We start from the raw sequence: 12,061 nt of genomic DNA on the forward strand, positions 1-12,061 counted from the left end.
TGAAGGCATGACGGGCCATATAACCCTTTCGCTGGACGCTATGGGCGGGGATCAGGGACCCAGTGTCGTGGTCCCCGCTGCTTTGCGGGCGCTGGAACGCCACCCCCATCTCCACGTGGTGCTCGTGGGGCAGGAAGAGACCCTGCGCGAGCACCTCCGGGCGGAGAGGTACGGCGATGCCGAGCGCGTGAGCGTGCGCCACTGCACGCAGGTCGTGGCCATGGACGAGCCGCCTTCCCAGGCGCTGCGCTCCAAGAAGGATTCGTCCATGCGTGTCACCCTGGAGATGGTCAAGGCCGGGGAGGCCGATGGCTGTGTAAGCGCCGGGAACACCGGTGCGCTCATGGCGACCGCCCGCTACTTGTTGAAGACCCTGCCGGGCATCGACCGGCCGGCGATCATGAGCACCCTCCCCACGCTTGACGGTGCCACACACATGCTGGATCTCGGTGCCAACGTCGACTGCACCGGCGACCACCTCTTTCAGTTTGCTGTCATGGGGGCGGTGGCCGCGGAGGCTGTCCACGGGGTGGAGCGTCCGCGTGTGGGGCTGCTGAACATCGGGGAAGAGGAGATCAAGGGCAACGAGTCGGTCAAGCACGCCGCGGAGCTGCTGCTGGAGTCCCGGGAGATCCACTACACCGGTTACATCGAGGGCGACGGCATCTTCAAGGGCGAGGCCGACGTGGTCGTTTGCGACGGATTCGTCGGCAACGTGGCCCTAAAGTCCAGTGAAGGCGTGGCGTCACTGATCTCCGAGTACATGCGCAGGGAGTTCCGCCGCAACCTTCTCTCGCGGATCGCCGGGTTGATCGCGCTGCCGGTGCTGCGTTCGCTGCGCGGGCGTATCGATCCCCGTCAGTATAACGGCGCGAGCCTGCTCGGCCTGCGGGGGGTTGCCCTCAAGAGTCACGGTTCGGCGGACAGCTTTGCCTTTGGTCGGGCCATCGACACCGCTGTCCGGGAGGCCGAACAGGGGGTCCCGGACCTGATCAATGCGCGCATCGAGCGGCTGCTGGGGGCGAGAGAAGGGGCGTGAGCAACGCAAGGATAATCGGCACCGGGAGCTACCTCCCCGAACGTGTGATCACAAACAAGGATCTCGAGCAGCATGTCGAGACCTCGGATCAGTGGATCCGCGAGCGCACGGGGATCGGCGAGCGGCGGGTGATCGCCGATGAGGAGGTCTGCGGCGATCTCGGTCGGATCGCGGCGCAGCGGGCGCTGGAAGCGGCCGGAGTCAGCGGCGATGAGATCGATCTGGTCATCGTCGCCACCTGCACGCCTGACCGGATCTTTCCAAGTACGGCCTCGTCCCTGCAGCGCGCCCTTGGGGTGCGTCCCGGTGCGGCGGCCTTCGACATCTCGGCGGCCTGCTCAGGGTTTATCTACGCTCTGGGTATCGCCGAGCGTTTCGTGCGTTGCGGTGATGCGCGCCGTGCCCTGGTGATCGGTGCCGAGGCGATGACCCGCATCCTCAACTGGGAGGATCGCGGGACCTGCGTGCTCTTCGGGGATGGCGGTGGAGCTGTGGTGCTTGAGGCCTCGGACGAACCCGGTGTGCTCTCCACCCACCTGCACTGTGACGGTCGCTATGAGCCGCTGCTGTATGTCCCGTGGGGGCCGGGGCGGGGCTACGCCGCCCTCGGGGCCGAAAGCGGCTACATCCACATGCGGGGCAACGAGGTGTTCAAGGTGGCCGTGAACACCCTTACGCGGATTGTCGAAGAGACCCTGGACTCGGCCGGGGTCGACAAGGGCGAGGTCGACTGGCTCGTCCCGCATCAGGCGAATATCCGCATCATCCAGGCCACCGCGAAGAAGCTCGATCTGCCCATGGAGCGCGTGGTGGTGACGGTGGGCGAGCACGGCAACACGTCGGCTGCGTCGATCCCCATCGCCTTGGATACCGCGGTGCGTGACGGTCGCATCCAGCGCGGGGAGACCCTGCTGCTGGAAGCCTTCGGTGGCGGGTTTACCTGGGGGTCGGCGCTGGTCCGGTACTAGCCCTCCCGAGATGGATTCCGTGCAGGAGCTGAGATGAGCAATCACACCCCGGAATTTGCAATGGTCTTTCCCGGCCAGGGCTCCCAGGCGGTCGGGATGATGGCGGCCTGGCAGGAAGACGAAACGGTCCGCGAGACCTTCGGCGAAGCCTCCGAGCCGCTGGGTTACGATCTCTGGGAACTGATCGCGAACGGGCCAGCTGAGGAACTCGATCGGACCGATCGTACGCAGCCCGCCATCCTGGTCGCCAGCGTGGCGCTGTGGCGCGTCTGGCAGGAACGAGGCGGTGCGGAGCCGGCGGTGCTGGCCGGACACAGCCTGGGGGAGTACAGCGCGCTGGTGGCTGCCGAGTCGCTGCAGCTCGCCGATGCGGCCGCGCTGGTGGCCGAGCGCGGTCGCTACATGCAGGAGGCCGTGCCGGCCGGCGAGGGCGCCATGGCGGCGGTCATCGGGCTTGAGGACGACAAGATCCGGGAGATCTGCGCCGGCGCCGCCCAGGGGGCCGTCGTGCAGCCCGTCAACTTCAACGCGCCGGGACAGGTGGTCATCGCCGGCAACCAGGAGGCAGTGGAACGGGCCGGTTCCGCCGCGAAGGAGGCCGGCGCCAAGCGAGTTCTGCCGCTGCCAGTCAGCGCGCCGTCCCACTGCAGCCTCATGCAGCCAGCCGCCGAGCGTCTGGCCCAGCGCCTCGAGGAAGTAGCGATCGAGGAGCCGCGCCGTCCGGTCATCCACAACGTCGATGTCTCGGTCAGCCGGGACGCTGCGTCGATCCGCCGCCGGCTGGTCGAGCAGCTGGCGAACCCGGTGCGGTGGACGGAGACGGTCCAGAAGATGAGCGGCGAAGGCGTTCAGGTCCTGGCGGAGTGCGGCCCGGGCAAGGTTCTGACCGGACTGACTCGCCGGATTGAGCGCAGCCTTCAGGGCGGATCGCTCAGCGAGCCGGACACTCTGGACGACATGCTGCGCCGTTTCCCGGCGACCAGCTAACCCCATCCGGACAGCTTTTGTTTGAAGGAGGCAGCGTGCACGGCAAAGACGACCTGCAGGGGCATATCGCCCTGGTAACCGGGGCGAGCCGGGGCATCGGCCAAGCCGTTCTGGAGTCCCTCGGCCGCGCCGGCGCGACGGTCATCGGGACCGCCACCAGCGAGCAGGGCGCCGAGGGAATTCGGCAGCGCCTGTCGGAGGCCGGGCTTATGGGCACCGGGATGGCACTGGATGTCACCGACTCGGAGCAGATTGCCGAGGTGCTGGGCGCCATTGGCCGTGACTTCGGGGCGCCAACCATCCTGGTGAATAACGCCGGCATCACCCGCGACAACCTGCTCATGCGGATGAAGGATGATGAGTGGGATCAGATCATCGACACGAACCTCAGCTCCGTCTACCGCATGAGCAAGGCGTGCCTGCGCGGCATGATGAAGGCGCGCGGCGGGCGCATCATCAACATCGGTTCGGTCGTCGGGGCCATGGGCAACGCCGGTCAGGCCAATTACTCTGCGGCGAAGGCCGGCATCATGGGCCTGACCAAGTCGATGGCCCGGGAGCTCGGTGCGCGCAACATCACGGTGAACACGGTAGCGCCCGGATTCATTGAGACGGATATGACGGCCGCCATGAGCGAGGAGCAGCGGGCGGCGCTGATTGGCAATGTGCCCCTGGAGCGGCTTGGCAGCCCGGAGGATATCGCCGCGGCGGTGACTTTCCTGGCCTCGCCGTCCGCCGGTTACATCACGGGCGAGACACTGCACGTCAACGGCGGCATGCACATGGCTTAAAACTCGTTGTTAAACAGTATCTTGTAAATGGTTCAGGATTCAGCTGGGGCGTTCTGGTACTCAGCGAACTGTTCCCCTACAATACGCGCCGCAGCCGGAAGACTGCGCCAATTAGAACCTCGGAGGACCTTTTAATGAGCAGCATCGAAGATCGCGTCAAGAAAATCGTCGTCGAGCAACTGGGGGTCAAAGAGGAAGAGGTCACTGGTGAGGCCTCGTTCGTGGACGACCTTGGCGCCGACTCGCTGGACACCGTCGAGCTCGTGATGGCGCTCGAGGAGGAGTTCGAGTGCGAGATCCCCGACGAGGAAGCCGAAAAGATCACGACGGTCCAGCAGGCCGTGGACTACATCAAGAAGCACCTGGAGGGGTAACCCCCACGGGCCACAGTCTGAAGGCGCAGCGGGGCCGGTCCGGTGGACCGGCCCCGATACATTCTGCGCCCCGAAGGGCACAAGGGTATGGATGATCGAGCCGTTGTCGTAACCGGGCTGGGGGTGGTCTCTCCGGTCGGTCACTCCGCTGATGAAGCCTGGTCCGCGGTGACCGAGGGCCGCAGCGGGATCCGGACCATCACCGAGTTTGATACGTCCGCCTACGCGGTCCAGTTCGGCGGGACGATCGAGGGCTTCGATGTGTCCCAGTATCTGCCGCGCAAAGAAGCACGGCGGATGGACCCGTTCATCCACTATGCCTTCGGCGCCTGTGCCGAAGCCCTGGAGTCGAGCGGCCTGGAGATCCGCGAGGACAACGCGGACCGGATCGGGCTGTCCGTTGGCTCCGGCATCGGCGGTATCCTGGGGATCGAGACGGGCCACCAGGCCCTGATGGAGGGTGGGCCACGCAAGGTCTCTCCCTTCCTGGTGCCGAGCAGCGTGATCAATATGGCGGCCGGGAACCTATCGATCCACTACGGACTGCGCGGCCCCAATCTCTCAACCGTCACCGCCTGCGCGGCGGGCACCCACAACCTCGGTGTCTCCGCCCGCATGATTGCCGCCGGAGACGCGGACGTCATGATCGCCGGCGGTGCGGAGAAGTGCATCACCCCGCTGGGACTGGCGGCGTTCTCGTCGGCGCGGGCGCTGTCGAGTCGCAACGATGATCCCTCGACGGCCAGTCGCCCCTGGGATGTCGATCGCGATGGTTTCGTCCTGAGCGAAGGCGCGGCGGTCCTGGTGCTGGAGTCCTATGCCCATGCGCGAGCGCGCGGGGCGACCATACTGGCCGAGCTGGCCGGGTTCGGCACCAGCTCGGATGCCCATCACATCACGCAGCCTGCCGAGAGCGGCGAGGGGGCGCAGCGCTGTATGGCGCGGGCCCTTGAAGACGCCGCCATGGCACCCGCGGATATCGATTACATCAACGCCCACGGTACATCGACCCAGATCGGCGACCTGGCCGAGGCGGCGGCCGTCAAGCGCCTGTTTGGCGATCGGGCCGGCGAGGTGGCCATGAGTTCCACCAAGTCGGTGACCGGGCATCTGCTCGGCGCCGCCGGCGGGCTGGAGGCGGTATTCAGCGTGTTGGCGCTGCGCGACGGGATCATTCCGCCGACCTGCAATCTCCATCACCTGGAGGCCGATTGCGCCGGTCTCGATCTGGTACCCGGCGAGGCGCGGCAACAGCGGCTGCAGGCCGTACTCAGCAACTCCTTCGGATTCGGCGGGACGAACGCTTCCCTGATCTTTCGCAAGGCGAGCTGAGAAGTGGGGGCCCTTGAGCCGTAAGCAACTGGTCAACGGCAGAGCGGATACGGCCCTGGATGCCGAGGACCGTGGCCTGGCCTATGGCGACGGTCTGTTCGAAACCATAGCGGTGAATCGGGGGCGGCTGTGTCTATGGGACTACCATATGGACCGGCTGCTGGACGGGGCGCGGCAGCTGGGGCTCCCGGAGCCACCATTGGCGACCCTGCGAGAAGAGGCCCGCTTTCTTACCGAAAAGGTGGAGAGCGGGGTGCTCAAGGTGGTCTACACCCGGGGCAGCAGTGAAGGGCGCGGCTACCTGCCCCCGTCCCGGCCGATCCCCACCCGCATCCTGACGCTTCACAATCCGCCGGCGATCCCGCCGGAACGCTGGCAGGGGGTCGATGTCCGCCTCTGCCGGACGCGCATCAGTGCGCAGCCCCGGCTGGCCGGTATCAAGCACCTCAATCGCCTGGAGCAGGTGATGGCCCGTTCCGAGTGGCGGGATGCGGCCATCGCCGAGGGCTTGATGCTCGATGCCGACGGGCTCATCGTGGAGGGTACCGCGACCAACGTCTTCGCGGTCCGGAACCGGGTGTTGCTGACGCCGCCGCTGACCCACTCGGGCGTGGCCGGCGTGATGCGCCGCTGGATCGTGGAGCAGGCCGAGGCGTTCGGCCTGCGGGTGGAGAAACGCGGTTTCTATCCGGGTGAATTCGCCGAGATGGACGAGGTTTTCCTGACCAACAGCCTGATCGGCCTCTGGCCGGTCCGCTCGGTGGCCGGGACCTGGGTCCCAGTCGGGAAGGTTAGTCGCGGCTATCTCGAGCAGATCGGCAGTCGCGGGCTCACGCCGCTGGTGGACCCGCCCGAGGTTGGCGGAGAAGGGCGTTGGTGACGCGCGCATCCCGGCGGCGCTGGTGGATCCTCGCCCCGGTGCTTGTGCTTCTGCCGATCGTCGGCGGCGGCTGGCTGTTCTACGAGCTCGACCAGCGCCCTATGGCCGTTAGTGATCCGCCCGAGACCCTAGAGGTTCCGCGGGGCAGTTCGCTGCACGCCCTGGGGCGGGAACTGGAGGCGAGGGGCTGGATCTCCGGGGCGACGCGATTCGGGCTGCGGATCTACGGGCGCCTGACCGGTATCTCCGCTGAGCTCAAAGCGGGCGAGTACGCGGTGGAGCAGGGCATGACCGTCCGTCAGCTCCTGGCGCGGGTGCGCGCCGGCCGGGTCAAGCTCCACCCGCTCACCGTGGTCGAGGGTTGGACGTTTGCACGCCTGCGCGAGGCCCTGGGCCGACACGATGCTGTAGAGCAGACGCTGGAGGGTATCCCCGATCATGAGATCATGGAGGAACTCGGCCTCGGGGAGCGACACCCCGAGGGGATGTTCTTCCCCACTACTTACCATTTCCCGCGCGGTACCACGGATCGTGATCTGCTGCGCGTGGCGTTCGGGCAGATGCGTCAGGAACTGGCCCGCGTGTGGGCCGAGCGACGGCCGGAACTGCCCCTGGAAGATCCCTACGAGGTACTCACCCTCGCTTCGATCATCGAGCGCGAGACCGGCCGTGATGACGAGCGGCGGAAGGTGGCGGGGGTGTTCACGCGGCGGTTGGAGCAGGGCATGCGCCTGCAGACGGATCCAACCGTGATCTACGGCCTGGGCGAAGACTACGACGGGCGGCTGCGCCGATCCGATCTGCGCCGTGATACGCCTTACAACACCTACACGCGCCACGGCCTGCCGCCGACCCCGATCGCCCTTCCCGGGCGGGCCTCTCTGAAAGCGGCTGTCGACCCGAAGCCGGGCAGTGCGCTCTATTTCGTCTCCCGCGGCGACGGCAGCCACCATTTCTCGGACACGCTGGACGAGCACAACGAGGCCGTCCGACGCTACATCCTGGAGGAGGAGTGACGGAGCGAGGCCGTTTCATCACCGTCGAAGGGCTGGAAGGGGCCGGCAAGACCACCTGTCTGCGGGCCATCGAGCAGATGCTGGAAGAGGCCGGCATCGAGCGGCCGCTGTTCACCCGCGAGCCTGGGGGCACGCCTTTCGGCGAGGCCCTGCGCGGCGCGCTCCTCGACCCGCAGTACAGCGGTCTCAGCGCAGAGGCCGAGGCGTTGACCGTCTTCGCCGCGCGGGCCGAGCACCTCGCGCAGGTCATCCATCCAGCCCTGGCCACGGGGCGCTGGGTGGTCAGCGACCGCTTTACCGACGCCACCTACGCCTATCAGGGCGGCGGCCGCGGGCTCGGTGATGAACGGATCGCGGTACTGGAGCAGTGGGTCCACGGGGGCTTCGTGCCTGACCGGACGCTGCTGCTCGATGTGGATCCGTCGGTCGGACGCTCCCGGGTCGCCAGTCGGGGCAGCGGGGAGGATCGTTTCGAGCAGGAGCAGGACCCGTTCTTCCTTGCGGCGCGCGCCGCTTACGCCCGTCGTGCCGCAGCGGAACCAACGCGCTTCCGTTGCATTGACGCGAACCGGCCGGAAGACGACGTGGCCCGCCAGGCACGCGCCGCACTGGCCGACCTGCTCCCGGCGCGGAGTGCGTCATGAGCGAAGCACCCGAGCATCCGGACTGGGTGCCGCCGGGGCAGGGACGGGGCCAGCTCCCGCCCTGGCTGCTCCCGGAACTTGACCGGCTGCTCGCCCTGCACGACCAGGGTCGGTTGCATCACGCCCTGCTGCTGACTGGGCGAACCGGACTCGGAAAGAGGCTGCTGGCCGGCGTCCTGGCCCGGGCGCTGCTCTGTCAGGGGGGGGAGGAGGGCGGACAGCGGCCCTGCGGGGAATGCCGTGGCTGTCGTCTGACCGGTGGCGGGGCCCACCCCGATCTGCGCACCCTCAGCCCCAGCCGCGGTGGCGAGCGCGGCGAAATCGTGGTCGATAGCGTCCGCGGGCTGGTCGATTTCCTGCATCTGAGCGCGCAGCTCAGCGGCAGCCGGGTCGCGGTGATTGTGCCGTGCGACCGGCTCAACCGCGCAGCGGCCAACAGCCTGCTCAAGACACTGGAGGAGCCGCCCGCAGGGGTGTTCCTCATCTTGGCTACCGGGCGACCGGGGCGGCTGCCACCGACCGTACGCAGCCGGTGCACGGTGCGCGGGTTGTCGCCACCGCCTTGGGGCACGGCACGGCAGTGGCTAATCGAGCGTGCCGCGGCCGGGGCTGAGCGGGCAGACAAGGCACTGGCGCTGGCCGGCGGCATGCCGCTGGCGGCCGAGCGCATCCTCCGCGAACAGGGCCTTGAGGGGTACGAGGCATTGCTCCAGCAGCTTCACCGGTTGAGTGCCGGTGGCGATCCGGTCAAAGAGGCAGAGACCTGGGAACGGGCGCCGGAGGCGTTGGCCGACGCGGTTTCGGCGATCCTCGCGGATCTGCTGCGTCAGCGCCACGGCGCACCGGATCGCGGGCTGCTGCCCTCAACCCTGGCGCAACAGCTGATTCGGCAGGCATCGCCGGAGTCGCTGCACCAGACGTTCCTGCGCATCGGCGAGCACCGGCGCAGCCTGGAGCAACCCCTGAATGGACGTCTGGCCGCGGAGGCGATCCTCCTCGACCTGGCCGCAGCCCTGCGGCCCGTGGGTCACTCGGCCGCCAGGCAGGCCTGAAGCCGCCGCCAGGCTTCCTCCAGGTCCTCGGCCGTGTTGTAGAAGTGCGCCGAGAAACGGATGCCGCCACAACGCGAGGCACAGGCAACATCGCGGGCGCGCAGAGCCGCCAGGAGGCGCTCCGGGTCGGCGCCCGGGACGCGGAAGGTGACAATACCGGCGTGGCGATCCGCTTCAGTCGGTGTCACCAGCTCGAAACCGTGGCGCCGGACGCCTTCCATGGCCTCCCGGGCGTTCGTCAGGACGCGCCGCTCGACCTCCTTCAAGCCGACATCCTCGAGCACCGCCAGGCTCGCTTCGAGGGCGTGGCTGCCAAGCAGGTTCGGGCTACCGGGTTCCAAGCACCGGCCGGTGCCGGCGGGATCCCAGTCGGGTCGGTCGAAGGCGCCCAGATCTTCGGCCATATGCCAGCCGATCTGCCAGATCCGCAGCTCATCGCGCACCCGGGGATGGACGTACAGCCCGCCGATCCCCTCCGGGCCGAGCATCCACTTGTGTCCATCCGCGACAATGAAATCGGCGTCCACGGCAAGCTGAAGGGCGCCCAGCGTCTGGATCGCATCGACGCAGAGCAGGACGCCGCGCTCGCGACAGGCGTTACTCAGCCGCTCCAGGTCCATGCGCAGTCCCGTGCCGTACTGGACACTGCTGATCGGAAGCAGCCGGGTGCGTGGCGTCAGGGCGTCGATGAGGGCGTCCTCCGGCGTGGCGCCGTCGCTCAGTCGCACCTGACGGACGTGGACGCCGTAGTGTCGGGCCAGGGATTGCCAGACCCAGCGATTGGAGGGGAATTCCTGGTCGTTGATGATCACCTCGTCGCCGGGCTGCCAGGTCACCCCGTGGGCGACCATGGAGAGGCCCGCCGAGGTGTTCGGCACCAGGGCGATGTCCGACACGGCACCAGCGACACCCATCAGTCGTGCCAGCCGGGCCCGTAGACGGTCTTCCGCCTCCAGCCAGTTGGGATAGTCCGCGGCTCCGCGATGGAGGCATTCGTCGGCAAATCGGTGGACGGCATCCCGAGTCCGCTGCGGCCAGGTGCCGACCCCGGCGTGGTTGAGATAGACCAGGTTCGGGTCGAGCGGGAACTCCGGGTGGGCCATTGCCGTTGCCTTTGTCGTTGCCATCGGATCCGGGGGGCGAGTATACCGGCCCGTCGCCGGGCTGTCGGCAGGCTGGCCGCTCAGTCACCCGTGCGATCGGGGTCACCCGGAGAGCCGCGGAAGGTATATTATGTTAAATTATGTTAGACGCAAGCAGCGCGGCTCTCCCGCCACGCTGCCATGGGCTTGTTTCGGCTTGTTTCCGTCTCTCTTCGCCTCAGCTACTCGGGCGCTTGTAACCATCGACCATACCAGCGGTCAGGTTCTGCTTCTCACGCCGACCGGAGAGCGTTACGCCGAGGATGTGCATGCCGACCAGGGCCAGCAGTGTATAAGAACTCACGATGTGCACATCCGAGATCAACTCCCCAGGCAGTTGCGCCCCGTATAGGAACCCAAGCGGACCCGCGCCGCGATCCAGCGCTGGCAGCATCATGCCTGATACGGACGCGATCACCAGTCCCAAGAGCAGGATCACTGCCATCACACCGCCCTGCGGCGGATGGCCCAAATAGCGACGGTCCTCTCCGGTGCTCATCGCACGCAGATGCGCCATCAACGCACGCGGCCCCGGCACGAAGTGCGAGAAACGCGCCTGTGGCGGCCCGACGAATCCCCAGACGATCCGCGCCAGCACGACCACGGTCAGCAAGTAACTGACCCACAGGTGGGCGGGCATCTCGCCGATCACAGCGGTAAAGAACGAGGCCGCAAACAGGAGCGTGATCAGCCAGTGACTGCCACGTACCACCGGGTCCCAGACATAGATGGTGCGCTGCTCCATGAGTCCTCCCATCGCTCGGATGCGCCGGCCTGCGGGCCTTTAGCCCTGGCCGGCCATTCACAGAGGTCTCCCGACCCAAACGCCGCAGCCGGGAGGCAGGGTGTGGCGAATTGTTTCAGCCACTGCGCCCAAGCATAAAAGTACAACCTGTGTACAACAATGTCCCCGTAGACGGTTTCCCGCGGGGTCAACAAGCTAGGTGCACACCAGGTGGGACAACGATAGCCTATGCTGTGATCCCTGACTCAGCCCTCATTAATGGAAAAAATATTCCATTGCCCTACAGGGTGTCGCTGTGCTCAGACCTGTCGGGTCTCACGCCAGCGCTGGGCGTGGTCCTCGTCGCTGATGTTCCATTCCTGCTCGATGAACTGCTTGTCGCCTGTCTCCAGCAGCGCCCACTGGACGAAGTCGGCGGCGTCCTCCGGAGTATGGAGCTGGCCGTTCTGCTTGAGCTTGATGAATCGGTCTACGGCCGGGAAGCGCTCCGGCGTCTGGGTCCGGATGTGATCCTGCATCGGGGTATCCACGACACCCGGGCGAACGGACCCCACCAGGATACCGTCCCGCCACAATTCGTCCCGGTAGACCTGATAGATCATGAACAGCGCGGCCTTGCTGGTGCAGTAGGCCCCCCACCCCATCGATGGCTTGTGTGCCGCTCCCGAGGAGATATGCAGGATACGGCTGCCCCGCTCCATGCGCGGCAACAGCCCCTGGGTGAGAAAGACCGGAGCCTCGACGTTAACGGCCATGGCCTGTCGCCAGGCCTCGAGGTCTACCTCTCTGAGCGGTCCCACCGGGTCTAGCAGACCGGCGTTGTGGACCACGGCGCGGACTCGCCACCCCTGAGCAGCATCAACAATGCGGGCGCGATCCTCCGGGTTGGCAATATCTGCACTCAACGTGCGGATGCGCTCAGGAGCGACACTGGCGGTCTCACCCAACGGCTCGGCACGCCGCCCTACCGTGAGCACTTGTGCCCCGTCCCGGGCGAGTCCGCGCACCAGGGCCCTGCCTAGGCCACTACCGCCACCGGTTACCAAGACCAGATCGTTGTCCTGCCACTTCATCCTGCACTCCTTCACTCG

13 protein-coding genes are annotated in these 12,061 nt (G+C 67.0%); 10 read left to right on the plus strand and 3 right to left on the minus strand.

The features are described from left to right. The first annotated feature begins 7 nt into the window (after window positions 1-7). From plsX to holB, 10 genes are all read left to right on the plus strand, one after another. Window positions 8-1,039, plus strand: a complete 1,032-nt coding sequence (gene plsX / locus CCR79_RS00260; RefSeq protein ID WP_201167190.1) for a phosphate acyltransferase PlsX — start codon at window positions 8-10, stop codon at window positions 1,037-1,039. Further along, the gene (locus tag CCR79_RS00265) at window positions 1,036-2,007 is read left to right on the plus strand and encodes a beta-ketoacyl-ACP synthase III (RefSeq protein WP_201167192.1); all 972 of its coding nucleotides are present in this window, start codon (window positions 1,036-1,038) and stop codon (window positions 2,005-2,007) included. Before plsX ends, CCR79_RS00265 begins: the two co-directional genes overlap by 4 nt. Window positions 2,008-2,040: 33 nt before the next feature. Next, the gene (fabD, locus tag CCR79_RS00270; RefSeq protein ID WP_201167194.1) at window positions 2,041-2,994 is read left to right on the plus strand and encodes an ACP S-malonyltransferase; all 954 of its coding nucleotides are present in this window, start codon (window positions 2,041-2,043) and stop codon (window positions 2,992-2,994) included. 35 nt (window positions 2,995-3,029) lie between these two features. Beyond that, window positions 3,030-3,785: a 3-oxoacyl-ACP reductase FabG gene (gene fabG, locus CCR79_RS00275; protein WP_201167196.1), complete on the plus strand. Its 756-nt coding sequence runs from the start codon at window positions 3,030-3,032 to the stop codon at window positions 3,783-3,785. A 134-nt stretch (window positions 3,786-3,919) separates the two neighbouring features. After that, window positions 3,920-4,159, plus strand: coding sequence for an acyl carrier protein (acpP, locus tag CCR79_RS00280; protein WP_011814030.1), 240 nt, complete (start codon window positions 3,920-3,922; stop codon window positions 4,157-4,159). A gap of 87 nt (window positions 4,160-4,246) precedes the next feature. Further along, window positions 4,247-5,491, plus strand: a complete 1,245-nt coding sequence (gene fabF, locus CCR79_RS00285; protein WP_201167198.1) for a beta-ketoacyl-ACP synthase II — start codon at window positions 4,247-4,249, stop codon at window positions 5,489-5,491. A gap of 13 nt (window positions 5,492-5,504) precedes the next feature. Continuing rightward, complete coding sequence (gene pabC / locus CCR79_RS00290) at window positions 5,505-6,371, plus strand: aminodeoxychorismate lyase (protein WP_238634814.1); 867 nt, start codon at window positions 5,505-5,507, stop codon at window positions 6,369-6,371. Continuing rightward, window positions 6,368-7,387: an endolytic transglycosylase MltG gene (gene mltG, locus CCR79_RS00295; RefSeq protein ID WP_345941473.1), complete on the plus strand. Its 1,020-nt coding sequence runs from the start codon at window positions 6,368-6,370 to the stop codon at window positions 7,385-7,387. The genes pabC and mltG overlap by 4 nt, the downstream gene beginning before the upstream one ends. Further along, a complete protein-coding gene (gene tmk / locus CCR79_RS00300) occupies window positions 7,384-8,031 on the plus strand; it encodes a dTMP kinase (RefSeq protein ID WP_201167200.1) in 648 nt (215 codons plus the stop codon). Before mltG ends, tmk begins: the two co-directional genes overlap by 4 nt. Next, the gene (gene holB, locus CCR79_RS00305) at window positions 8,028-9,083 is read left to right on the plus strand and encodes a DNA polymerase III subunit delta' (protein ID WP_201167203.1); all 1,056 of its coding nucleotides are present in this window, start codon (window positions 8,028-8,030) and stop codon (window positions 9,081-9,083) included. The genes tmk and holB overlap by 4 nt, the downstream gene beginning before the upstream one ends. On the opposite strand, the gene CCR79_RS00310 is transcribed toward holB, so the two are convergent. From CCR79_RS00310 to CCR79_RS00320, 3 genes are all read right to left on the minus strand, one after another. Beyond that, window positions 9,059-10,210, minus strand: coding sequence for an aminotransferase class V-fold PLP-dependent enzyme (locus CCR79_RS00310; RefSeq protein ID WP_238634811.1), 1,152 nt, complete (start codon window positions 10,208-10,210; stop codon window positions 9,059-9,061). The two genes, holB and CCR79_RS00310, sit on opposite strands and share 25 nt — an antisense overlap. 193 nt (window positions 10,211-10,403) lie before the next feature. Beyond that, complete coding sequence (locus CCR79_RS00315; RefSeq protein WP_201167206.1) at window positions 10,404-10,970, minus strand: cytochrome b/b6 domain-containing protein; 567 nt, start codon at window positions 10,968-10,970, stop codon at window positions 10,404-10,406. A gap of 299 nt (window positions 10,971-11,269) precedes the next feature. Next, window positions 11,270-12,043, minus strand: a complete 774-nt coding sequence (locus CCR79_RS00320; RefSeq protein WP_201167208.1) for an SDR family oxidoreductase — start codon at window positions 12,041-12,043, stop codon at window positions 11,270-11,272. Between the last annotated feature and the right edge of the window lie 18 nt (window positions 12,044-12,061).

This window comes from Halorhodospira halophila (assembly GCF_016653405.1).
GTDB lineage: Bacteria > Pseudomonadota > Gammaproteobacteria > Nitrococcales > Halorhodospiraceae > Halorhodospira > Halorhodospira halophila_A.